Source organism: Conyzicola lurida (assembly GCF_014204935.1).
Taxonomy (GTDB): domain Bacteria; phylum Actinomycetota; class Actinomycetes; order Actinomycetales; family Microbacteriaceae; genus Conyzicola; species Conyzicola lurida.
Map to the genome: position 1 here is coordinate 932,526 of NZ_JACHMJ010000001.1, position 21,816 is coordinate 954,341.

The window sequence follows — 21,816 nt, forward strand, 5'->3', positions numbered from 1 at the left end:
GGGTTTCGACAGGCTCAGCCCGCTTCACCGCCATTTGGCACGCGTGTACGCCTCCGGCCAGTAGTCGAGCTCGACGCCCAGTTCGTGCGCCGCCCGTAGTGCGAAGTGCGGGTCACGCATCATCTCGCGGCCGAGCATCACGGCGTCGGCCTGTCCGGTGGCGACGATGCGCTCGGCCTGTGCCGCCTCGGTGATGAGTCCCACCGCGTTGACCGGCACACCGGCGGTCTCGCCGACGAACTCGGCGAACGGCACCTGGTAGCCGGGACCCAGCGGGATGGTCACGCCGGCGATGTTGCCACCGGTCGAGATGTCGAAGAAGTCGGCGCCGGCCTCGTGCGCCCACGCGGCGACCGTCGCGGTGTCCTCGCGGTTCCAACCGCCCTCGGCGTAGTCGGTGGCGGAGAAACGCACGAAGACCGGAACCTCCTCGCCGACCGCCGCACGCACCGCGCGCACGATCTCGAGCACGAAGCGGGCGCGGTTCTCGAGACTTCCGCCGTAGCCGTCGGTACGCAGGTTCGACAGCGGGGAGAGGAACTGGTGCACGAGGTACCCGTGCGCGGCATGGATCTCGACCAGGTCGAAGCCGGCTTCGACCGCGCGGGTGGCCGCCTCGGCGAACTCGCCGACGACATCCGCGATCTCGTCGGCCGTGAGCTCGCGCGGTGTGGCGTAGCCGTCGAACGCGACCGCGGACGGCCCCACGGTGGGCCAGCCGCCGTTCGCGGCCGACACCGAACCGGTCTCCGCGTCCCAGCCGCGGTGCGTCGACGCCTTGCGGCCGGCGTGGGCCAGCTGGATGCCGGCGACGGCGCCCTGCCCGTGCAGGAACGCGGTGATGCGCGACCACGCCGCGACCTGCTCGGCGTTCCAGATGCCGGTGTCCTGCGGCGAGATGCGGCCGACGGGGGAGACCGCGGTCGCCTCGGTCATCACGAGCCCGGCGCCGCCCATCGCGAACGCGCCGAGGTGCACGAGGTGCCAGTCGGTGGGCACGCCGTCGCGCTTCTCGACCGAGTACTGGCAGAGCGCCGGCACCCAGAGGCGGTTACGGAAGGTCGTCGAGCGGATGGTGAGCGGTTCGAACAGGGCAGACACGGATCTCCTGGTGGTGCGAGGGGTGGGGCGAGGGGCGGGACGCGCGTGCTCAGTCAGCCAGCGCGGTGAGGAAGTCGCGGAGCCCGGCGACGGTGGTGAAATGATGAACGGTCGCGCCGAGTGCCGCCGCGGCATCCGTATTGATCTTCTTGTTGTCGATAAAGACCATCTGCGCGGGCGTTATTCCCAGCTCGTCGGCCACCTCGAGGTAGATCGAGGGGTCGGGTTTGAGGTCGCTCATCTCGGCGCTCACGAACATGCGCTCGAAGAACTGAGCCATCGGCGAGAAGCGGAAGGGACCGGCGAAGTCGAATCCGGCATTGGAGAGCAGCGCCACCCGCGTGCCGCCGGCGTGGAGTTCGGCGATGAGGTCGATGGTGCCGGGTTCGACCGTGATCCAGCTGGTGAAGTCGGCGGCCCAGAGGCGCTGCACGGTGGATGCCGACCAGTCGGCCCCGGTGTCGGCCGCGATGAGCGCCCAGTATTCGACGACGCTCACCGTGCCGCGGTCGAGACCGTCGCGGTGCGACCAGTAGCTGGCCCAGAACCGCTCGGCGTCGACCTCAGCGATGCCGACGAGTCTGGCCCGGTCGTGCTCGTTCGGCGACACGGAGATCACCTCGCCGTAGTCGAAGACGACAACCCGGTCGGAGATTCGCAACGTCATGTCCCCACGTTAGCCTGAACGATATGACCGACTTCAAAGCGTGGGCTGCGGATGACGCGGCGCGACACATCCGGATCCCCGACGAGAGCGACGACAAGTATTCCCGCGGCGTGCTGGGCGTCATCACCGGCAGCGACCAGTACCCCGGTGCCGCCGTGCTCGGGGTCGAGGCGGCGCTGCGCACGGGCGTCGGTATGGTGCGCTACCTCGGCGGCGAACGGGTCTCGTCGCTCGTGCTGCAGCGCCGGCCGGAAGCGGTGGCCAGCGAGGGGCGCGTGCAGGCGTGGCTCATCGGCTCGGGAACCGACCACGCCAACCGCGAGGACGCGGCGCACGCCCTCGCCGCCGTGGCGATCGCCCAGGCGCTGCCCACCGTGCTCGACGGGGGAGCGCTCGAACTGCACGACGGTGCCACGGGGCCGGTGGTCATCACGCCGCACTACGGCGAACTCGCGCGGGTGCTCGGCGTGCCCAAGGACGACATCGTCGCCGACCCCGCGGTCTGGGCCGTGCGCGCCTCCGAGGAGCTCGGCGTGACCGTGCTGCTCAAGGGGCACCGCAGCTACGTGGCGGGCGGAGGGGTGGCGCTCGTCGCCGCGTCGGCGCCGAACTGGCTCGCGACCGCGGGCGCGGGGGACGCGCTCGCCGGTATCCTCGGCGCGCTCGTCGCCACGCACACCGCGGAAATCGCGTCGGTCGAGACCACGCTGGCGCGGCTCGCGGCGTCGGCCGCCGTCATCCACGGTCTCGCGGCGCACCGCGCGAGCGCGGGCGGACCGCTCACGATCCTCGACCTCGCCGAGGCCGTGCCCGGCACGATCGCCGGGCTGTTGCGGCACGGCTAGGCCAAGAACCGATCCAGGAACTCTTTCGCCCGCTCCGTCGTCGGCGCCGTGAACATCGTCGCCGGCGGTCCCTGCTCGGCGATCACGCCGGCGTCGAGGAACACCACGTGGTCGGCGACGTCGCGGGCGAACGCCATCTCGTGCGTCGCCATCACGATCGTGGTGCCGTCGGCCTTCAACCGGCGCACCAGGTCGAGAACCTCCCCGACGAGCATCGGGTCGAGCGCGCTGGTGATCTCGTCGAGCAGCAGCAGTTCGGGGTCGGTCGCGATGGCGCGCACGATCGCGACGCGCTGCTGCTGGCCGCCGGAGAGCCGGTCGGGGTAGTCGCGCGCCTTGTCGGCGAGGCCGACGCGGTCGAGCAGCTCGACGGCGCGCTGCTCGGCGAGCGTGCGGTTGACGCCGAGCACCCGACGCGACGCGATCGTCACGTTGTCGAGCACCGAGAGGTGCGGGAACAGGTTGAACTGCTGGAATACGACGCCGATGCGTGCCCGCACCGCGTCGACCTTCGTGGTCGGCGTACTGATGTCGACGCCCCGCAGCCAGATCTGGCCGTCGTCGAGCCGCTCGAGCAGGTTGACCGTGCGCAGCAGCGTCGACTTGCCGGAGCCCGAGGCACCGATGAGGGCGACGACGTCGTGCGCGTGCACGGTGAGGTCGATGCCGCGCAGCACCTCGGTGCCGCCGAACGACTTGTGCACGTTCTCGAGCTGGAGGACGACCTCGTTCACAGCACCGCTCCGATCTGCTCGCGGGCACGCAGCCGCGCGGTGTACCAGTCGGTGAGTCGGATCAGCGGCAGGGCGAGCAGCACGAACAGCAAGCCTGCCACCACGTACGGCGTGAAGTTGAACGCGGACGCCGTTTCGATCTGCGCGGCGCGCACCGCGTCGACGGCTCCCAGGACGGAGATCAGTCCGACATCCTTCTGCATGGCGACGAAGTCGTTCATCAGAGCGGGCGTCACCTTGCGCAGCGCCTGGGGCAGCACCACGATGCGCAGCGTCGTGCCGTGGCTGAGGCCGAGCGAGCGGGCGGCGAGGATCTGCGACGGGTGCACGGCCTCGATGCCGGCTCGCCAGACCTCGGAGACGTACGCGGAGTAGGTGAGGATCAGCGCCACGGTGCCGAGCGCCTCGGCGGGGATGCGGTCGTCGGTGAGCCGCAGGCCGGGGATGCCGTAGCCGACGAGATAGAGCACGATGATCAGCGGCATGCCGCGGAAGAGGTCGGTGTAGCCCGCGACGAGGGCGCGCACCGGGAAGAAGATCGGGCCGCGCAGCGTGCGCAGCGAGGCGAGCACGAGGCTGACCACCAGCACGCCGACCGCGGCGAAGAACAGCACACGCAGGTTCAGCAGGAAGCCGTCCCAGACGCGGGGGATCGCGGCCACGAACGTGTCGGGGTCGAAGAAGCTCTGCTGCACGCGGGCCCAGCCCGGCGTGTTGACGACCGTGAACCAGATGACCACGGCGAAGACGACGGTGCTGACGATGCTGATCAGCACCGAGCGGCTGTTCTGCCGTCGACGGAACGCGCGGCGGCCGAGCTCGATCTCGCTCGGCTGCCGCGCGCTCACGACGTCGCTGGAACCCACCCCTGAACGTTAGTTGACGGTGCGCGCTACTCGAGCACGGGCGCGCCAGCGTCGGCGCCGAGCCACTCGTCGGTGATCTCCTGCAGGGTGCCGTCCTCGCGCAGAGTGTCGACGGCGGCCGAGACCTCGTCGGTCAGCGGGCTGTCCTTCTCGAGCACGATGCCCCACTCGTCGGCGATGCCGCTCACCGGCAGCTGCCCGATAAGCACGCCGCCCGTGAGCTCGACGCCGGTCAGGTAGTAGGCGGTGGGCAGGTCGACGACGATCGCGTCGACCGTGCCGTTCTCGAGGGCGAGCTTGGCGTCGTCGTTGCTGTTGAAGGCCTGGGCGGCGGATGACGGCTGGATGACCTCCTCGATGGTGGTGAAGCTCGTGGTGCCCGTCGCGGCACCGATCAGGTAGCCCGAGAGGTCGGCGATCGAGGAGGCCTCGGCCGCGGGCGACCCCTCGACGGTGATGACGGCCTGCGGCGTGGAGTAGTACGAGGACGAGAAGTCGACGGCGTCGCGGCGCTCGTCGCTGATCGTGAACTGCTGCAGGTTGACGTCGAAGTCCTTGGCGCCGGGCGCGATGGCGGAGTCGAAGGTCGAGCGCACCCAGACCACGTCGTCCGCGGCGAAACCGAGCTCGTCGGCGACCGCGTAGGCGACGGCGGACTCGAAGCCCTCGCCGCTCTCGGGCTCGTCGTCGATCACGTAGGGGTAGTAGGCGGGCTCGCCGGTCGCGACGGTGAACTTGCCGTCGGTGACGTAGTCGGACTCCGACTCGGGCGCCGCGCCCGAGGCACAGGCCGCGAGCGCCGTGACGACCAGGATGGCGCCGGTGGCGGCCGCGGAACGGAACAGGGTGCTGGGCATGATTACTCCTCGGGTGTGCTGTACCCCCATTGTCGCGCAGCGCCCGTTTCGGGCGTGTGACGGCGACGAATTGTTACCGCGTTAGCCTTGGCCCCATGAGCGAGACGGCCGGCACACCCCGCGTCCGCGGGTTCCTCGGCAACCGCGTCACGCTGTGGACCGCGTTTGTGCTCGCCCACCTCTGGCTCGGCATGCTCGGCCTCTACGCCACCGGCGACTCGCTGGGCGACGTGAGCGTCGTCTACAAGGGCTGGACCGACCAGGTGGTCTACGCCGGGTTCTGGCCGGGCATCGACACGTCGTGGGTGTATCCGGTGCTCGCCATGGTGCCCATGCTCGCGGCTCGCGCTCTCGGGCCCGCGCTGTACACGAGCACCTGGCTCAGCCTCGTGATGCTGCTGAACGCCGTCGCCTTCGCCGCCATCACCGGCTGGTTCGCGTCGCGCTACCGGGCGGCCGTCGCCTGGTGGTGGATCGCCTTCCTCGTGCTCCTCGGCCCGATCGCGCTCGGCCGCATCGACGCGGTCACCGTGCCCGTCGCCATGGTCGGGGTGCTGCTGCTGGCCGCCCGCCCGACCGCCGCCGCGGTTCTGCTCGCTCTCGCGACCTGGATCAAGGTCTGGCCCGCCGCTCTGATCGCCGCGATCCTCATCGCGTCGAGAAGGCGCGGCGAGGTGTTCGCGGCCGTGATCGGCACGACCGTGGCGATCGTCGTCATCGCGGTCGCGTTCGGCAGCGGCACGAACGTGTTCAGCTTCATCACCGAGCAGACCGGCCGCGGGCTGCAGGTCGAGGCGCCGGTCACCATCCCGTGGCTCTGGCTCGCGGTCGCGCGGGTGCCGGGGGTCAGCGTCTACTACGACACCGACATCCTGACGTTCCAGGTCACCGGCGACAACGTCGACCTGGTGGCAGCGCTGATGACCCCGGTACTCGCCGTGGTCGCGCTCGCCGTCGCGGCCGTCGGGGTCTGGGCGGTACGGCGAGGGGCTCGCGCCGCCGGACTCCTCGCGCCGCTCGCCCTCGCCCTCGTCACGGCGCTGATCGTGTTCAACAAGGTCGGATCGCCGCAGTTCATCGCCTGGCTGGCGGTGCCGGTCGTGCTCGGTCTGGCCGCGCGCACCGCGGGTCTCGGCGGGTCGTTCCGGGTGCCCGCCGTGCTCGCGCTCGTGCTGGCCGCGCTCACCCAGCTGGTCTACCCCCTGTTCTACTCGGCGCTGCTGTCGGCGGTGCCGGCCATGGTGCTGGTGATCACGGTGCGCAACCTGCTGCTCGTGGTGTTGCTCGTCTGGGCCGTGCGCGCCGTCGTACTCGAGGGACTGCGGGCCGCCCGCGCGACGCGCGATAATGAGTACGGCCACGATGACGACGCCGACCGCGCTCACGCCTGGCCGTCGCCGCCCGCGCACAGTTCCGGGCCAGCCGACACCACCCCGCTCTCAAAGGATTAGCCATGCTCGTCGCCTTCTCGGTCTCTCCCGTCGGCGCTGCCGGCGACGACGGTTCCGTGCACGACGCGGTCGCCGCCGCCGTGCGCGTCGTCCGCGCTTCGGGCCTGCCCAACCAGACCGACGCCATGTTCACGACGATCGAGGGCAGCTGGGACGAGGTCTTCGCGGTCGTCAAGGAAGCGACCGAGGCCGTCGCGGCCTTCGGGCCGCGGGTATCCCTCGTGCTCAAGGCAGACATCCGGCCCGGGTATTCGGGAGAACTGACCGGCAAGGTCGAGCGGGTCGAGCGCGCGCTCGCCGAGACCGCGCCGAAGCTCGAGACCGGTGCCGGGGCCGCCGAGTGAACACGCTGTCTCCCGCGCGCGTCCGGCTCGCGCTCCTCGCTCTCGCGCTCGGCGGCTTCGGCATCGGTTCGACCGAGTTCGTGGCGATGGGGCTCCTGCCCAACCTCGCCGCCGACCTCCTGCCGCAGGTCTGGGCGACCAGCCAGGAAGACGCGATCGCACAGGCCGGCTGGCTGATCTCGGCCTACGCCCTCGGCGTCGTGGTCGGAGCGCCCACGATCGCGGCGCTCGCCGCTCGCTTCCCGCGCAAGCAGCTGCTGCTCTGGCTGCTCGCCGCCTTCACGATCGCCACGGTGCTCTCCGCGGTGCTGCCGAGCTTCGGCCTCGTTCTCGTCGCGCGCTTCATCGCCGGCCTGCCGCACGGCGCCTACTTCGGCATCGCGACCCTGGTCGCCGCCTCGCTCATGGGCGAGGGCAAGCGCGGCAGGGGAGTGGCCCTCGTGCTCTCCGGCCTCACGATCGCCAACGTCATCGGCGTTCCGCTCATCACCCTGCTCGGCCAGTCGGCCGGCTGGCGCATCGCCTACCTCGCGGTCGCCGCGATCTTTGCGATCACCTTCGTCGCGGTCGCGCTCGCCGTGCCGTTCCAGGCCGGCGACAAGGAGGCGACGCTCAAGCGCGAGCTCGCCGCGTTCTCCCGGCCGCAGGTCTGGCTCGCCCTGCTCACCGGTGCGATCGGCTTCGGCGGGTTCTTCGCCGTCTACAGCTACGTCGCACCCGTCGTGACGAACGTCACCGGCCGCGACGAGACCTTCGTGCCGATCGCCCTCGTGGTGATCGGTCTCGGAATGACCATCGGCAACCTCGCGGGCGGCCGGGCCTCGGACCACCACGTGATGGGCACGATCTTCGTCTGCTTCGGGCTGTTCGTGCTGTCGCTCACGGCGTTCGCCCTGACCGCGCACACGACCGTCGGGCTCCTGGTCTCGCTGTTCTTCGTGGGAGGGGCCGCGTCGGCCCTCTCGCCGGCCGTGCAGTCGAGACTGATGGATGTCGCGGGGGACAGCCAGACGCTGGCTGCCGCCGCCAACCACGCCGCACTCAACATCGGCAACAGCCTGGGCGCCTACCTCGGCGGAATCACGATCGCGGCCGGCCTCGGCTACCTGTCGCCGTCGGTCGTCGGACTCGCGTTGTGCATCCCCGGTATCGGGCTCGCGCTGTGGAGCGTGTTGCTGCAGCGTCGTCGCCCGTTGCGGGCTTCGGGGCTGTAGCCCCTGGTGTAGCGGGCCCTGTCCGGCCGGACCGCTACAGCGCGCGCGGCAGGTCGCTCTCGATCAGGATTCCGTCTTCGATGGCGCGCTTGCGCAGGGCGACTTTGGTGCCCACGTCGAAGCCGGCGACGCGGTACTTCTCCCGGATGCGCTTGAGGTACGACTTGGCCGTCTCCTCGGAGATGCTGAGCTGGAAGGCGACGGCCTTAACCGGCTCGCCGCCGCCGTAGAGCGCCATCACTCGGCGTTCCTGGGCGCTGAGCTTGGGGGAGCCGCCGACCTCGCCGGCGTTGAGCGCCAGGTCGAGCTCGGCCGAGACGAAGGACTCGCCGATCGACGCCGCACGCAGCGCCTCGATGATCATGCTGGCGTCCTCGCTCTTGACGAGATAGCCGAGCGCGCCGGCCGCGAGGGCCTCGCGCACGACGTTCGGCTCGGAATAGGTGCTCATCAGCACGACCTTGACGGCCATTGTCTTGAGCGTCGAGATCTTCAGCGAGATCGGGATGTTGTCTTTGAGGTCGAGGTCGAGCAGTACGACGTCGACGGGGAACGCGGAGTTGGTGAGCAGCTCGGGCCAGCTCGCGACGGCGGCGACCATGTCGATGTCCTGCGCGGAACGGATCCACTCGGTGAGTGCTCCCAGGAGCATCCGATGGTCGTCTACGATCGCGACGCGGATACGGCCTTCTGGGTCAGTCACAATGTGTCCCTCTGTTCTTCGTTCGTGCTGGTCGAATGTCGTGCTGGTCGGCGCTGGTGCGCCGGATTACAGGTCTGCCGGGTTGTCGACGAAACACTCGATCTCGACCCGCAGGCTCGCGTTCTGACTTGAGTCACTGTAGCGGCCCACACGCCGGATGGCGTTCCACGTCGACGGGTCGACGCGATTCCGTGGCACTCCCGTGGTCGTGATGACCACCGGCACCCTCAGTTTATGGCCGGGCACGACGGGGGTCACGGGCACGATCGGTCCGACGTCCACCTGCACCGTGCGTACGGTCGTTTTCTTCGCGTGGTCGTTGACGAGCAGCCAGATCGCGGCGAGCAGGCCGTCGCGCTGGTTGGCGTCGAGCAGGCCGGCGAGGCTGCCCTTGTCGGTCAGAGTGACGGAGCGGCCGAGCAGTTCCGACTCGGTGATGGCGTGGTACAGCCAGGTCTCGCGGCGGCCCTCGATGAGGTGCAGGCGCAGCTCCGTGGCGAGCGACGCGGCGACCGACGCGGTCTTGGGCCGTAGTGGCAGAGCGATGCGGCCGGTGGCGACGGAGTCGAGCAGTTCCTCCGCGGCGAGGTCGAGGCGGGCGAGCTCCTCGGACGCGAGCATGCCGACCGCGAATCGTGGTGCCGACACGGTGCTCTGCACCAGGACGCGGTCGAGCTCGACCTGCACCATGCTGCGGAAACCGCGCACGATCATCACGCCGATCACCACGGGCAGCACGGCGAAGGCGAGCGAGGTGATCTGCGCCGGCAGGTTCTGCGGGGTCAGGTCGGTGTTGACCAGGATGATGATGAGCAACGAGACACCGATGGCCCCGATGGAGATCAGGATCTCGGCACCGCGCCGCAGCGTGATCACGAGCAGCAGAGCCATCGCGGCGGTGAGCGAGGCCGTGGCGTGCCTGCCGAAGTCGTGCAGGTCCCAGACGGCGACGACGTCGAGCACGATGACGGTGGCGAGCAGGCCGAGGAACAGCGAGAACATCCAGTCGGGCAACCGGTCGCCGACGATGCTCGACGTCACGAACGCGGTGGCCAGCACGACGATGAGCAGTATCCACGCAATCAACGCCGGCACGGGGTTGGGATAGGTCGGCCAGTAGGCGACGAACCAGCTGAAGCCGTAGATGGCTCGGATGCCGCAGACGAGCGAGGCTCCGATACCGATGAAGGCGGTACCCAGGCTCGCCCGATGCGGGTTCTCGGGGCGCACGAGGCGCCGCGCGCCGCCGACAAGGCCGCGGCTGGCCCGCACGTCCGCGAGCAGCCCGAGGGTGTTCTCGCCGATCGCGGCGTTGGTCGCGTTCGAGTTGCTCATCGGGGAACCTCCAACACCACGGTCGTGCCGGATCCCGGCTCGGAGAACAGGCGAGCGTGGCCGCCCACCTCCTTGAGACGTCCGACGACGGATTCTTTGAACCCGAGCCGCGCCGAGTCGACGTCGTCGAGAGTGAATCCGACGCCGGCATCCGTGATCATCGCCCGCACGGTCGTGGCGTCGTCGACGATCGTGACGTGGGCCTCGCGGACCCCGGAGTGCCGGCGCACGTTCTCGAGGCACTCGGCGAGGGCGAGCAGGAACGCGTCGAGCACGTCGCTCGGCAGCAGCACCTGGCCGGTGCCGTGCCAGCTGACCTCGAGTCCCATACGGCCGAAACGCTGCTTGACCGACTCGAGGGTCGTGCCGAGCACGGTCTCCTCCACCGGTTCGAGGTTGTAGCCGCCGGAGGACTGGGGAGCGGGCGTGGCCCCGAGCCGCAGTTGCCGCAGCAGCTTGGCGTCGTCGGCCGACTGCTGCTGGAGCGCGGCGGGCGCGACGCCGACGCCGGAGTGGGCGAGGAGGGTGAGGGTGGCGAGCACGGTGTCGTGCAGCAGACGCGCGCCCTGGCGGCGCTGGGCCTCGATCTCGCTGGCCTGGCGTTCGGCGCGGTGGGCGCGGCCGATGCTGGCGATGCGCCTGGCCGCCTGGGGGACGCCGGCGTTGATCCAGACCCCGACCACCGTGGCGATCGCCCAGCCGAGGGTGAGCAGCCCGGCCGTGATCAAGGGTGCCTGGGAGGATGCCGTGGCCGCCGTGGTGACGCCGACGACGGCCACGTAGATGACGGCGAGCACGATCAGCCGGAGGCGGTCGCTCGTGAGCACGAGTGCGACGGACGGGAGGGACGCGGCCATCAGCTGGGCGATCGTCGAGACAGCGCCAGCGGTCAGTGGTTCGGTGTTCAGTTGGGCGATCAGGGCGACCGCGGCGAGGGCCGCGACGGTCTGGATCGCGACCCAGGCGAACGAGCGGCTGACGCCGATGCGGTACTGGCTGAACGCGATCACGACGAAGAGCGGGACCGCCGCCGCGTAGGTCGTGGGGGTGACCGCCTCGGGCACGCAGAAGCAAAGGAACGCTACCGCGGTGAAGCCCAACCCATAGATGCGGGAGGTGCGTTGCAGCAGCCTGTCCCGCTCTTTGAGTATCTGATCCATCCGGGTCCCCGCTGTCATGTGCGCACCGACCGGGAGCGCACCACCTGATGCATGTTCCCACAGATTGCCACCACAAGTGGGGGTGCCCTGCCACTCTGTGGGGCACAAACCGCGGGGTACAGTCTCAGTTAGAGGGGCACGTCCGGGGGATGCTGGGGCCGCAGGGAAACCTGCGGCCCCCGCTCGTTTCCGGACTTAATCCTAGCGAACGCCGGTGAGCAGATTTCACTGCTCGAGCAGCCGCCGTAGGTGGGTGCCGACGACCTCGTCCTCGATCAGGAAGCCGTCATGGCCGAATCCGCTCTGGATGATCGTGGCCTCCGTGCCGTCGATGTTGTTCGGAAGGTGGCGCGCGATCAACACCTGGTTCTCGATCGGGAACAGGCGGTCGCTGTCGATTCCGAGCACGAGCGCCGTGGCCGTCGCCCGCTTCAGCGCCGCGACGATTCCGCCGCGGTCCCGCCCGATGTCGTGCGAGTTCATCGCCTCGACGAGGGTGATGTAGCTGTTCGCGTCGAACCGACGGGTGAACTTGTTGCCGTGGAAGTCGAGGTAGCTCTCAACCGCGTAGCGGCCGCCGCCGCCGAGCGGGCTGAGGTCGCTCTGCCAGCTGCGCTCGAACCTGTCGTTGAGCTCGGAGGGTGAGCGGTAGTTGAGCAGCGCCATCCGGCGGGCGAGGGCGAGCCCGCGGTGCGGGCCGTCGCCCTCCGCGGCCTCGTAGTAGTCGCCGTCCGCGAACGACGGGTCCATCCGCACGGCCTCGATCTGTACCGAGTTGAGCGCGATCTGGTCGGCGCGGCTCTCCGCCGGCGCGGCGAGCACGGCGACGCGGTCGAGCCGGTCGGGGTGGCCGACCGCCCACTCGAGCGACTGCATCCCGCCCATCGACCCGCCGATGACGGCCGCCCAGCGGTCGATGCCGAGGCGGTCGGTCAGCGCGACCTGCGCCGAGACCTGGTCGCGGATGGTGACGAAGGGGAAGTCGGAGCCCCATTCCCGGCCGAGGGGGGAGTGCGAGGCGGGACCGGTGGTGCCCTGGCAGCCGCCGAGCATGTTGGGGGCGACGACGAACCACTCGTCCGTGTCGACCGCTTTGCCCGGACCGACGTTGCCCATCCACCATCCGGCGGTGGGGTGTCCGGGACCGGGGAGACCGGCGACATGGCTGTCGCCGGTCAGGGCGTGCAAGACGAGGACCGCGTTGCTCTTCGCCGCATTGAGCGTGCCCCAGGTCTCGTAGGCGACGCGCACGGAAGGGAGGCGGCCGCCACGCTCCAGATCGAGCGCGCCGACGGACAGGAACTGCCGGTTGCCGACCGGGTGGCCTTCGAGCCATGCACCGGTCGCCGGCGGCTTGCCGATGACGGATCGGGTGTCGGCCTCAGTGATGAATGCCGAGGGAACGGTGTCTTCGGGTGTCTGCCAGTCCATATCTAAGCAAGTATCGCCAATAAACCTGACGGCTGTCGTTGTGTTACGCGCGCCCGGTCCCTGAACCTGTCGAAGGGACGCCCGTCGAAGCGAACCGCCACGATGGCGGGCGCTTCGACGGGCTCAGCGACCGTGCGGTTACGCGTGCGCGTTCGCCGCCACCGCCGCGCGGGCGGCGTCGAAGCCGGCCTGCAGGTCGGCCAGGATGTCGTCGATGTTCTCGATGCCGACCGACAGGCGCACGAGGCCCGGGGTGACGCCCGACGTGAGCTGCTGCTCGGGGGTGAGCTGCGAGTGCGTCGTGGACGCGGGGTGGATGATCAGGCTGCGCACGTCGCCGATGTTCGCGACGTGGCTGAACAGGCTCACGCTGTCGACGAGCGCGCGGCCGGCGTCGACGCCGCCTTTGAGCTCGAACGACAGCACACCGCCGACGCCCTTCGGCGCGTACTTGTTCGCCGCCTCGTACCAGGGGCTGCCGGGCAGGCCGGAGTAGTTGACCGACGCGATGTCGTCGTGGTTGTCGAGCCACTCGGCGACCGCCTGCGCGTTCGCGACGTGGCGCTCGACGCGGAGGCTCAGCGTCTCGATGCCCTGGATCAGGCTGAACGCGCTGTCGGGCGAGATGGACGAGCCGAGGTCGCGCAGCAGCTGCACGCGGGCCTTGATGATGTACGCGATGCCGTCGCCGACAGCGGCCGTGTAGCTCGCGCCGTGGTAGCTGGGGTCGGGTTCGGTGAGCCCCGGGAACTTCTCGACGTTCTTCGACCACTCGAACGTGCCGCCGTCGACGATCACGCCGCCGATGACGGTGCCGTGGCCTCCGAGGTACTTGGTGGCCGAGTGCACGACGATGTCGGCGCCGTGCTCGAACGGACGGATCAGGTACGGGGTGGCGATCGTGTTGTCGACGATGAGCGGCACGCCGTGCTCGTGGGCGACGCCCGCGACGAGTGAGATGTCGAGGATGTTGATCTTCGGGTTGCCGATGGTCTCGGCGTAGAAGAGCTTGGTGTTCGGGCGCACGGCGTCGGCCCAGGCCTGCGCGTCGTCCTGGTCTTCGACGAAGGTCGTCTCGATGCCGAGCTTGGCGAGCGTGTACTTGAACAGGTTGTAGGTGCCGCCGTAGATCGACGAGGAGGAGACGATGTGGTCTCCCGCCTGGGCGATGTTGAGCACCGCGAACGTCTCCGCGGCCTGGCCCGAGGCGACGAGGAGGGCGGCGGTACCGCCCTCGAGCGCGGCGATGCGCTCCTCGACGACCGCCTGGGTCGGGTTCTGGATGCGGGTGTAGATGTTGCCGAACTCGGCGAGGGCGAACAGGTTCTTGGCGTGCTCCGCGCTGTCGAACACGTAGGAGGTGGTCTTGTAGATCGGTGTCGCGCGGGCCTTCGTGACGGGGTCGGGCGCTGCTCCCGCGTGGACCTGCTGGGTTTCGAACTTCCAGTCGCTCATCGGGCAACCCTTCTTCCGTGAATGTTTCACGCTGGTACACCCGGCGTGTGGGACGAGCCTACGAACGGTGCGTGGGGGCGGCAACGGCATCCGACACACGACGTAACCGAACTCTTGCAATGCGTGACTACTCGTGCGAGAGTAGTGGCCATGTCTTCTGTCCGTCTGTACATCCTCGGCGCGCTCGCGGCGGAGGGTCCCATGCACGGCCACCAGCTGCGGCTGCTCGCCGAGCAGGAGCACGTGCACTACTGGACCGACGTCTCGGTGGGTTCGCTCTACGGCGCGATCAAGCGTCTCGCGGCGGAGGGACTGATCACCGAACTCCGGGTGGAGCGCGAGGGCAACTATCCCGAACGCCAGGTGTACGCGCTCTCCGAACAGGGAACGGCGGCGCTCGCCGACCTGCGCCGGGAGGGCCTGAACACGGTGGTGTTCAAGCCCGACCCGTTCGACCTCGCCATGTCGAGACTCGACCCCGACCGTCTCGACGACGTGGCCGGGGCCTTGGGTTCCCGGCTGGTCACCCTGCGCACCCTGCTCGCCGAGAGCGAGGCCCAGCGCGACGTGGCCGACAAGTACCTCACCGTCAACGAGAGATTCATCCTGTCCCACAAGTCGGCGCGACTCCGCGCCGAGATCGAGTGGCACGAAGCGCTCGTCACACAACTTCCCATCATCCTCGCCGACGAGTCGGCACGAACGAAAGCTTCCTCATGACCAACACCGCAGCCGCCACCAGCGCGGCACCGCCCATTCCGCGCCGAGCCTGGCAGGCGCTCGTCGTGCTGCTCGCCGGCATGTTCATCGCCCTGCTCGACACCACGATCGTCAACGTCGCGCTGCCCAGCATCCGCACGTCGCTCGACGCGTCGGAGGCGACGCTCTCCTGGATCATCTCCGGCTACGCGCTCTCCTTCGGCCTCGTGCTGATCCCCGCCGGCCGCCTCGGCGACCGTATCGGGCACAAGTGGGTATTCTTCACCGGTCTGGCGCTCTTCACCGCCGCGAGCCTCGCCTGCGGCCTCGCGCAGAACGACGTGCAGCTGATCATCGCCCGCGTCGTGCAGGGCTTCGCCGGCGGCATCTTCCTGCCCGCCGTCACCGCCTTCATCCAGCTGCTCTTCCCCGCTCAGTCGCGGGGCAAGGCGTTCGCGATCATGGGCTCCGTGATCGGCGTCTCGACGGCCCTCGGCCCGATCGTCGGCGGTCTCATCATCGAGGCCTTCGGCGAGGAGAGCGGCTGGCGCCTCGTCTTCGGCGTCAACTTGCCGATCGGCGTCGTGGCGCTGATCGCCGCCGCCATCCTGCTGCCGAACGGCGCCGACGTGAAGGCCGCGAAGTCCGACGCCAAGTCGGGAATCGACGCGATCGGCCTCGTGCTGCTCTCCGCGGCGCTCATCGCGCTGCTCGTGCCGCTCATCGAGGGCGAAGACCAGGGCTGGCCGCTCTGGACGTTCCTCACCCTCGCCGCCGGCGTGCTGCTCATCGTCGCCTTCGCCTTCTGGGAGATCGCGTACACGAAGCGCGGCAACAGCCCGCTCGTGCCGCCGCACCTGTTCAGCCACCCGGCCTTCACCGGCGGAACGATCCTCGCGCTCGTCTACTTCGCGGCCTTCACCAGCATCTTCTTCGTGATCTCGCTGCTCTGGCAGTCGGGCCTCGGGCACACCGCGCTCGAGTCCGGCCTCGTGTCGATCCCGTTCGCGATCGGCTCGATCATCGGGTCGTCGCAGAGCAACCGCCTCACCGCACGGCTCGGCCGCAATGTGCTGATCATCGGTGTCGCGCTGCTCTCCGCCGGCCTCATCGCCGTCTTCCTATTGCTGCTCACCGTGCCGGGCGCCGACCTGACGAACTGGATGCTGCTGCTCCCGCTGCTCTTCGCCGGGCTCGGCAACGGCCTGTTCATCGCCCCGAACGCCCAGTTCATCGTGGCGACCGTCGACCGCTCCGAGGCGGGCGGGGCGAGCGGCGTCATCGGCGTCATGCAGCGGATCGGCAGCGCCGTCGGTATCGCGGTGGTCGGAAGCGTGCTGTTCGCGGGAATCGCGAACGCCGACATCCGGGGTCCCGGCGACGTGGCACAGGCCTTCACCGACGCCGCCTCGTGGGCCATCGGATTGAGCGCGGCGCTCAGTATCGTGGCGCTGGTTCTCGTCTTCGCGCTACCGAAGTCCGTGTCATCCGGCCACGCCCCTGTGGTGTCGGAGGGATAGTTACGACCGTCGCGAACCCGTGGGGTCGGTGCGTGAGGAACGCATCGGCCCCTCCGGCTGTTCGACGAACAGCCAGCGCGGCTTCGGTTCGATGATCGGCCGGAAGATGCGGCGCACGAGCGGCGACGAGAGCGCGATCGAGATGGCGATGCAGGCGAGGATCATGCTGAGCAGCCAGGTCGCCGACGCGTGTTCGTCCTTGAGGATCCCGGTCTCGCGCAGCGGGTAGAGGATGAAGCTGTGCAGCAGGTACACGTACATCGTGGCCGAGCCGAAGCCGGTGATCCAGGTGTCGCCGCGGGGGATGAGCATAAAGAACGCCGCCGTCAGCAGCACGGCGAGCCCGATCAGCCCGAGCCGCACGAGGCCAGCCCACCACTGGTCCTCGCCGAGCGCGGTGTACGAATCGTCGTAGAAGAACCAGAAGCGCAGGTCGATATCGCGCCAGAACTGGATGTTGACGACCACGACGACGAGCCAGGCGCCGAGCACCGCCGCGGCGACACCGCGGAGCCACCAGGTGTGCTCCACGACTCCGCGCCAGCGGTCGACGATGCCCCACTCTTTCGCCTTCCAGCCGAGGATGAAGAAGGGCAGGATGCCGATGGCCCGGGAGAGCGAGAAGGTGCTGTCCACATTGCCCAGATAGCCGACCCCGACCGAGGCCGCGAGAGCGATGAGCAGCGGGAATCTCAGCAGGGCCAGATACGGCAGGATCAGCCGGAAGATGCCGAGCGCCAGCAAGAACCACAGCGTCCAGCTCGGCTGCGTCGGGTTGAACTCGCGCTTGCCCTCGACGAGGTACTGCACGAGCGTCCAGATCGACTCCATGATCACGTACGGCACGATGATGTCGGTGATGACCTTGGTCATCTGCCGCACGCCGGGCGGGCCGGGCTTGGAGAAGTAGCCGCTGATGATGGCGAACGCCGGCATGTGGAACGCGTAGATGAACAGGTAGACGATGAGCGCGTTGTTCGAGTCGGAGGTCAGCCGCTGGATGCCGTGGCCGATCACGACGAGAGCGACGCAGAGGAACCGGGCGTTGTCCCAGAACGGCACCCGCTCCTTCGCCGCCGTCTTCGCCTTCGGGGCGGTTCGAGGCGCTGCGGGCGCGGCCGTCGGGGGCGGGGTCACGGCTGTCATCCGTGCCAGTGTACCGACGGTACTTTTAACGCATGACTTCTCGACGCGTTGTAGTGACCGGTGCTAGCTCAGGAATCGGCGCCGCCAGCGTCCGACTCTTCCGCGAGAAGGGCTGGGACGTCGTCGGTGTCGCCCGCCGGGCCGACCGGCTCGAGGCGCTCGCCGCGGAGACCGGCGCCGACACCTTCGTCGCAGACCTCACCGTGCAGGCCGACGTCGACGCCCTTCGCGACTACCTCGCCGAGCTCGGCCCCGTGCACGCCCTCGTCAACAACGCGGGCGGAGCCTTCGGCCTCGCCTCGGTCGAGGAGTCGGACCCCGAGGACTGGCTGCGGATGTTCGCCGTCAACGTCGTGGCGGTGAAGCGTGTCACCTCCGCGCTCCTGCCCCTGCTGCGCCTGGCCGCCGCGGACGCCGGCGGTGCCGACATCCTCACTGTCACGTCGATCGCGGGTCACGTCGCCTACGAGGGCGGCGGCGGGTACAACGCCGCCAAGTTCGGTGCGCACGCCGTGATGGAGGTGCTGCGCCTCGAGCTCGCCGGCGAGCCGATCCGCGTGATCGAGGTCGCGCCCGGAATGGTCAAGACCGAGGAGTTCTCCCTCGTGCGCTTCGGCGGCGATCAGGCGAAGGCCGACGCCGTCTACGACAACGTCGCGAATCCGTTGATTGCCGAGGATGTCGCAGAGGCGATCGTCCACGCGATCGAACTGCCCGCGCACGTCAACCTCGACCTCGTCACGGTCAAGCCGGTGGCGCAGGCCGCCCCGCACAAGGTCGTCAGGGGAGAGCTGGCGCCTCGCTAGCCGCGACGTCGTCCTCGATCACGACGTCCGCGTCGGCGAAGGCGAGCTTCGGCACGAGGAACAGCAGCACGGCCGCGACGAGCGCGCCGACGCCGCAGATCGTGAACACGGTGAGGTAGCCGAACAGGCTCGACGCCGTGCTGCCCGCGATCTGTACGGTGCCCGCCGCCAACAGCACCGCGAATACCGACGACGCGAACGAGCCGCCGATGGTCTTCGTGGTGTTGGTGAGCGCGGTGGCGATGCCGGTCTGCCCGCGCGGGGCCGCCGCTGCCGCGGCCGCCGGGAGTGCCCCGACGAGCGCGCCGGCGCCAATGCCCGCCACGATCATGTTCGTGAAGACGTGCAGCGTCGTGTCGTGGAACGGCAGGAACAGGAAGTACCCGCCGGCGACGAAGAACGCCGCGATGATCAGTGCGATGCGGGGCGTCGTCAGCCGGGAGACCAGCGGGTAGAGCAGGGCGCCGACGATGAGCGACACGAGGTACGCGCCGATCAGGTACGAGATGTTCGACGCGTCGAGGGAGAGGCCGTAGCCCACCTCGTCTCGCTCGGTGCCCGCGAAGGTGGAGAGCGGCGCCTGTGCGCCGAGCAGGCTGATGCCGATGAGGCCGGCCGTCAGCTGCACCGGCCACATGTTCGGTTGGCGCAGCACGCGCAGGTCGATCGCCGGGTCTTTCTGCTTCAGCTCGTAGCGGCCCCACGGGATGAAGACCAGCACACCGGCGACCATCAGTACGTAGACCCACCACGTGCCGGCGCCGTTGATGCGCAGGAAGGTGAGGCCCGAGGTGATGAGCAGCAGTCCGATGCTCAGCACGCTGAAGCCGACCACGTCGAGCGAGCGGCCGGGCAGCGGCTCGGACTCGGGAACGCCGAACATTATGACGAAGAACGCGAGCGTCACGGCCACGGCGGGCACGAATAGCGTGAGGGTCACGTCGCCGCCGAGCGCGGTGAAGATGCGTCCCCCGGCGAGCGCGCCGACGATGGCGCCGGTCTGCAGGGCGACGACGAGGAAGCCCGCGGCCTTGCGGGTGGCGGAGGCCGCGGTTCCGGTGCGGCGGCCGCGGTCGAAGATGAGCGCGATCTCGAGGGGGAGCCACACGGTCAGGAAGCCCTGCAGCGACCACGCGATGAGGAAACTGGTGAAGTCTCCGGTGAACGCGAGCCACCAGGTGGCGCCCGCGGTGACGACGGTCGACGCGAGCAGGATGCGCTTGTGGCCGTACATGTCGCCGAGCTTGGCGAGAATGGGCACGCAGAGCGCTGCGACGAGCAACTGGGCGGCCTCGAACCAGTTGAAGTCGGCGTCCCTGATGCCGAGGTGTTCGACCAGGTCGGGGATCAGCGGGATGTAGAAGCCCTGCATGATGCCGCTCACGATCTCGACCACGAAGAGATACCCGATGAGACCGAAAGTGACCGCGCCAGCCCTGCCCCGAAGTTTCGTCATGAACGGATGCTAGCGGCTCCGTCCCCCGCGGGCTTCCGTGGCGGGATACCGTGTCTCTATGACTTTCCTCGCATCCGATGTTCCTCCCGCGCCCGAACTCACACCCGACCGGGAGGTGCTCACCTGGGACCAGTTCGGGGTGGCGTCACGTGAGCTCGGACGCGAGGTTCTGACGAGCGGGTTCGTGCCCGACGTCGTGGTCGCCATCGCCCGCGGCGGACTGCTGCTGGCCGGGTCGATCGCCTATGCGATCGGCGCCAAGAGCTGCGGTGCGATGAACATCGAGTTCTACACCGGTGTCGGCGAGCGCCTGCCCGAGCCGGTCATGCTCGCGCCCATGTTCGACGACTCCACCCTCTCGGGCAAGAACGTGCTGCTCGTCGACGACGTCTCCGATTCCGGTCGTACCCTCGCCATGGTCGACCAGCTGCTCAAGGCGAGCGGCGCCGAGGTGCGCACCGTCGTGCTGTACACGAAGCCCGGAACGGTGCACGTGCCGAACTACAGCTGGAAGACCACGGACCGCTGGATCAACTTCCCCTGGTCGGTGCTTCCGGTCGTCGAGGTCGAGGGCATCGTCCCCACCCGCGGGGCGGACGCGTGAGCATCCACCTGGTCGGCGGCGGCTGGGCCGAGGACTACGACGGCGAGGTCTACGTCGACTTCATCGCCGAGGCGTCCGCTCGGGCCGCGGTCAGCGGCCGCACCCGGGCGCGCATTGCCGTACTGCTGGTGGGCGCGGACGGCGACGACTACGCCCGACTGCTCGCCCGGGTCGCGCCGTGCGAACCCGTCGTGACCGCGGTCGCCGAGGGCGAACTCTTCACCTCTACCGTGCTCTCCGACATCGACGGACTGTTCATCGGCGGCGGACTCACTCCGGCCTACCTCGACGCCGTCGCACCCCTGGTCGATGAAATCCGGATGCTCGTGGCCGACTCCCTGCCGTACATCGGCTTTTCCGCCGGGGCCGCGATCGCCGCGGACACCGCCGTCATCGGCGGCTGGAAGATCGGCGACATCCCCGTCTGTGCCGAGAGCGCGGGCGAAGACCTCGAGGACGTCACCGTCGCCCAGGGTCTCGGTCTGGTCGACCTCGCCATCGACGTGCACGCCGCACAGTGGGGAACGCTCTCGCGTCTCGTCGCCGCGACCGAGGCCGGCCTCATCGACGGCGGTATCGCGATCGACGAGTACACCGCGCTGATCGTCGGCGACGACTCGCTGCGGGTCGTGGGTGCTGGCAGCGTCTGGCAGGTCAACCAGCACGACGACGGCGTACTCGTCTCGACGCTCGGCGCCTGAGTCACCGCATGACTCCGCACCCCATCGCCGAGCTGATGGACCCGGGCTGGGCCGACGCACTGGAACCCGTGGCCCCGCGCATCGCCGAGATGGGCGACTTCCTGCGCGCCGAGACGGCGGCCGGCCGCGGCTACCTGCCGGACGGCAACCACGTGCTGCGCGCCTTCACCCGCCCGCTCGCCGACGTGCGCGTGTTGATCGTCGGCCAGGACCCGTACCCGACGCCCGGGCACCCGATCGGGCTGTCGTTCGCGGTCGACCGGCACGTGCGGCCGGTGCCGCGGAGTCTCGCGAACATCTACCGCGAGCTGCGGGACGACCTCGGCATCCCGACGCCCGAGCACGGCGATCTGGGCTCGTGGGCGGACCACGGGGTCATGCTGCTCAACCGCGTGCTCACGGTGCAACCCGGGGCCGCGGCATCCCATCGTGGGAAAGGCTGGGAGCAGGTCACCGACGCTGCCATCGGGGCACTGGTCGCCCGGCGCAGCCCGCTCGTCGCGATCCTGTGGGGGAGGGACGCGCAGGCGCTCGCCCCTCTTCTCGGCGATACCCCCGTGATCGCCTCGGCGCACCCCAGCCCGCTCTCCGCCTCGCGCGGGTTCTTCGGGTCGCGGCCGTTCTCCCGGGCGAATGCCGCGCTCGAGGCCCAGGGAGCGGAAGCGGTCGACTGGAGCATCGGCTGAACCCTTGTTGAGCTTCGCTCGACGGGGTACCTTCG

At 69.3% G+C, this 21,816-nt stretch carries 22 protein-coding genes; 10 read left to right on the forward strand and 12 right to left on the reverse strand.

The genetic code is table 11. The annotated features are described in order from the left end of the window. Positions 1-24: 24 nt before the first annotated feature. Both HD599_RS04500 and HD599_RS04505 read right to left on the reverse strand, forming a co-directional pair. Positions 25-1,101 (reverse strand): NADH:flavin oxidoreductase/NADH oxidase, encoded by a 1,077-nt coding sequence (locus HD599_RS04500; protein ID WP_343061879.1) that lies wholly within the window; start codon positions 1,099-1,101, stop codon positions 25-27. 49 nt (positions 1,102-1,150) lie between these two features. Continuing rightward, positions 1,151-1,768, reverse strand: a complete 618-nt coding sequence (locus HD599_RS04505) for an HAD family hydrolase (protein ID WP_184234002.1) — start codon at positions 1,766-1,768, stop codon at positions 1,151-1,153. A gap of 23 nt (positions 1,769-1,791) precedes the next feature. Here HD599_RS04505 and HD599_RS04510 point away from each other — a divergent pair, with 23 nt between their 5' ends. Next, a complete protein-coding gene (locus HD599_RS04510; protein WP_184234004.1) occupies positions 1,792-2,613 on the forward strand; it encodes an ADP-dependent NAD(P)H-hydrate dehydratase in 822 nt (273 codons plus the stop codon). Here HD599_RS04510 and HD599_RS04515 read toward each other — a convergent pair. The 3 genes from HD599_RS04515 to HD599_RS04525 are packed head-to-tail and all read right to left on the reverse strand — an operon-like array spanning position 2,610 to position 5,070. Beyond that, positions 2,610-3,347: an ATP-binding cassette domain-containing protein gene (locus HD599_RS04515; RefSeq protein ID WP_184234006.1), complete on the reverse strand. Its 738-nt coding sequence runs from the start codon at positions 3,345-3,347 to the stop codon at positions 2,610-2,612. The two genes, HD599_RS04510 and HD599_RS04515, sit on opposite strands and share 4 nt — an antisense overlap. After that, positions 3,344-4,213 (reverse strand): amino acid ABC transporter permease, encoded by an 870-nt coding sequence (locus tag HD599_RS04520; RefSeq protein WP_343061880.1) that lies wholly within the window; start codon positions 4,211-4,213, stop codon positions 3,344-3,346. Before HD599_RS04520 ends, HD599_RS04515 begins: the two co-directional genes overlap by 4 nt. 26 nt (positions 4,214-4,239) lie before the next feature. Continuing rightward, positions 4,240-5,070 (reverse strand): ABC transporter substrate-binding protein, encoded by an 831-nt coding sequence (locus tag HD599_RS04525; protein WP_184234008.1) that lies wholly within the window; start codon positions 5,068-5,070, stop codon positions 4,240-4,242. 95 nt (positions 5,071-5,165) lie between these two features. On the opposite strand from HD599_RS04525, the gene HD599_RS04530 reads away from it, so the two are divergent. Genes HD599_RS04530 through HD599_RS04540 form a run of 3 tightly spaced genes read left to right on the forward strand, consistent with a single transcriptional unit; the run spans position 5,166 to position 8,079 of the window. Further along, positions 5,166-6,521: a glycosyltransferase 87 family protein gene (locus HD599_RS04530; protein ID WP_184234010.1), complete on the forward strand. Its 1,356-nt coding sequence runs from the start codon at positions 5,166-5,168 to the stop codon at positions 6,519-6,521. A 2-nt stretch (positions 6,522-6,523) separates the two neighbouring features. Further along, positions 6,524-6,865, forward strand: coding sequence for a thiamine-binding protein (locus HD599_RS04535; RefSeq protein ID WP_184234012.1), 342 nt, complete (start codon positions 6,524-6,526; stop codon positions 6,863-6,865). Next, positions 6,862-8,079 carry an MFS transporter gene (locus tag HD599_RS04540; protein WP_184234014.1) on the forward strand — a complete coding sequence of 406 codons (1,218 nt, stop codon included), beginning with the start codon at positions 6,862-6,864 and terminating at the stop codon, positions 8,077-8,079. Before HD599_RS04535 ends, HD599_RS04540 begins: the two co-directional genes overlap by 4 nt. Positions 8,080-8,113: 34 nt before the next feature. Here the strand turns inward: HD599_RS04540 and HD599_RS04545 are convergent, their stop codons facing one another. The 5 genes from HD599_RS04545 to HD599_RS04565 all read right to left on the reverse strand — a co-directional run bounded on the left by HD599_RS04545 (position 8,114) and on the right by HD599_RS04565 (position 14,253). Then, on the reverse strand, positions 8,114-8,782 hold the full coding sequence (locus HD599_RS04545; RefSeq protein ID WP_184234016.1) for a response regulator: 669 nt from the start codon (positions 8,780-8,782) through the stop codon (positions 8,114-8,116). A gap of 66 nt (positions 8,783-8,848) precedes the next feature. Then, the gene (locus tag HD599_RS04550) at positions 8,849-10,117 is read right to left on the reverse strand and encodes a hypothetical protein (RefSeq protein WP_246376091.1); all 1,269 of its coding nucleotides are present in this window, start codon (positions 10,115-10,117) and stop codon (positions 8,849-8,851) included. Beyond that, a complete protein-coding gene (locus HD599_RS04555) occupies positions 10,114-11,277 on the reverse strand; it encodes a sensor histidine kinase (protein WP_184234018.1) in 1,164 nt (387 codons plus the stop codon). The genes HD599_RS04550 and HD599_RS04555 overlap by 4 nt, the downstream gene beginning before the upstream one ends. Positions 11,278-11,502: 225 nt before the next feature. Then, positions 11,503-12,708 carry a homoserine O-acetyltransferase MetX gene (gene metX, locus HD599_RS04560; protein ID WP_184234020.1) on the reverse strand — a complete coding sequence of 402 codons (1,206 nt, stop codon included), beginning with the start codon at positions 12,706-12,708 and terminating at the stop codon, positions 11,503-11,505. A 138-nt stretch (positions 12,709-12,846) separates the two neighbouring features. Then, complete coding sequence (locus tag HD599_RS04565; RefSeq protein WP_281381821.1) at positions 12,847-14,253, reverse strand: bifunctional o-acetylhomoserine/o-acetylserine sulfhydrylase; 1,407 nt, start codon at positions 14,251-14,253, stop codon at positions 12,847-12,849. A gap of 60 nt (positions 14,254-14,313) precedes the next feature. On the opposite strand from HD599_RS04565, the gene HD599_RS04570 reads away from it, so the two are divergent. Continuing rightward, the gene (locus HD599_RS04570; RefSeq protein ID WP_184234025.1) at positions 14,314-14,883 is read left to right on the forward strand and encodes a PadR family transcriptional regulator; all 570 of its coding nucleotides are present in this window, start codon (positions 14,314-14,316) and stop codon (positions 14,881-14,883) included. Continuing rightward, positions 14,880-16,382 (forward strand): MFS transporter, encoded by a 1,503-nt coding sequence (locus HD599_RS04575; RefSeq protein ID WP_184234027.1) that lies wholly within the window; start codon positions 14,880-14,882, stop codon positions 16,380-16,382. Before HD599_RS04570 ends, HD599_RS04575 begins: the two co-directional genes overlap by 4 nt. Here the strand turns inward: HD599_RS04575 and HD599_RS04580 are convergent, their stop codons facing one another. Next, positions 16,383-17,528, reverse strand: a complete 1,146-nt coding sequence (locus HD599_RS04580) for an acyltransferase family protein (protein ID WP_184234029.1) — start codon at positions 17,526-17,528, stop codon at positions 16,383-16,385. A 32-nt stretch (positions 17,529-17,560) separates the two neighbouring features. Here HD599_RS04580 and HD599_RS04585 point away from each other — a divergent pair, with 32 nt between their 5' ends. After that, complete coding sequence (locus HD599_RS04585) at positions 17,561-18,334, forward strand: SDR family NAD(P)-dependent oxidoreductase (RefSeq protein ID WP_184234031.1); 774 nt, start codon at positions 17,561-17,563, stop codon at positions 18,332-18,334. On the opposite strand, the gene HD599_RS04590 is transcribed toward HD599_RS04585, so the two are convergent. Further along, on the reverse strand, positions 18,309-19,790 hold the full coding sequence (locus tag HD599_RS04590; RefSeq protein ID WP_184234033.1) for an MFS transporter: 1,482 nt from the start codon (positions 19,788-19,790) through the stop codon (positions 18,309-18,311). The two genes, HD599_RS04585 and HD599_RS04590, sit on opposite strands and share 26 nt — an antisense overlap. Before the next feature lie 58 nt (positions 19,791-19,848). Here HD599_RS04590 and HD599_RS04595 point away from each other — a divergent pair, with 58 nt between their 5' ends. The 3 genes from HD599_RS04595 to HD599_RS04605 are packed head-to-tail and all read left to right on the forward strand — an operon-like array spanning position 19,849 to position 21,781. Further along, positions 19,849-20,394, forward strand: a complete 546-nt coding sequence (locus tag HD599_RS04595) for a phosphoribosyltransferase (RefSeq protein WP_184234035.1) — start codon at positions 19,849-19,851, stop codon at positions 20,392-20,394. Beyond that, complete coding sequence (locus tag HD599_RS04600) at positions 20,391-21,095, forward strand: Type 1 glutamine amidotransferase-like domain-containing protein (RefSeq protein WP_343061881.1); 705 nt, start codon at positions 20,391-20,393, stop codon at positions 21,093-21,095. Before HD599_RS04595 ends, HD599_RS04600 begins: the two co-directional genes overlap by 4 nt. An 8-nt stretch (positions 21,096-21,103) precedes the next feature. Continuing rightward, entirely contained in the window at positions 21,104-21,781 is a 678-nt protein-coding gene (locus HD599_RS04605) for a uracil-DNA glycosylase (protein WP_184234037.1), read from the forward strand. Positions 21,782-21,816: the final 35 nt, after the last annotated feature.

Coding starts and splice junctions, on each gene's coding strand:
- HD599_RS04505 (WP_184234002.1), bottom strand. CDS start 1,768: ATGACGTTGCGAATCTCCGACCGGGTTGTCGTCTTCGACTACGGCGAG.
- HD599_RS04510 (WP_184234004.1), top strand. CDS start 1,792: ATGACCGACTTCAAAGCGTGGGCTGCGGATGACGCGGCGCGACACATC.
- HD599_RS04525 (WP_184234008.1), bottom strand. CDS start 5,070: ATGCCCAGCACCCTGTTCCGTTCCGCGGCCGCCACCGGCGCCATCCTG.
- HD599_RS04530 (WP_184234010.1), top strand. CDS start 5,166: ATGAGCGAGACGGCCGGCACACCCCGCGTCCGCGGGTTCCTCGGCAAC.
- HD599_RS04535 (WP_184234012.1), top strand. CDS start 6,524: ATGCTCGTCGCCTTCTCGGTCTCTCCCGTCGGCGCTGCCGGCGACGAC.
- HD599_RS04550 (WP_246376091.1), bottom strand. CDS start 10,117: ATGAGCAACTCGAACGCGACCAACGCCGCGATCGGCGAGAACACCCTC.
- HD599_RS04555 (WP_184234018.1), bottom strand. CDS start 11,277: ATGGATCAGATACTCAAAGAGCGGGACAGGCTGCTGCAACGCACCTCC.
- metX (WP_184234020.1), bottom strand. CDS start 12,708: ATGGACTGGCAGACACCCGAAGACACCGTTCCCTCGGCATTCATCACT.
- HD599_RS04565 (WP_281381821.1), bottom strand. CDS start 14,253: ATGCCGTTGCCGCCCCCACGCACCGTTCGTAGGCTCGTCCCACACGCC.
- HD599_RS04570 (WP_184234025.1), top strand. CDS start 14,314: ATGTCTTCTGTCCGTCTGTACATCCTCGGCGCGCTCGCGGCGGAGGGT.
- HD599_RS04575 (WP_184234027.1), top strand. CDS start 14,880: ATGACCAACACCGCAGCCGCCACCAGCGCGGCACCGCCCATTCCGCGC.
- HD599_RS04580 (WP_184234029.1), bottom strand. CDS start 17,528: ATGACAGCCGTGACCCCGCCCCCGACGGCCGCGCCCGCAGCGCCTCGA.
- HD599_RS04585 (WP_184234031.1), top strand. CDS start 17,561: ATGACTTCTCGACGCGTTGTAGTGACCGGTGCTAGCTCAGGAATCGGC.
- HD599_RS04590 (WP_184234033.1), bottom strand. CDS start 19,790: ATGACGAAACTTCGGGGCAGGGCTGGCGCGGTCACTTTCGGTCTCATC.
- HD599_RS04595 (WP_184234035.1), top strand. CDS start 19,849: ATGACTTTCCTCGCATCCGATGTTCCTCCCGCGCCCGAACTCACACCC.
- HD599_RS04605 (WP_184234037.1), top strand. CDS start 21,104: ATGACTCCGCACCCCATCGCCGAGCTGATGGACCCGGGCTGGGCCGAC.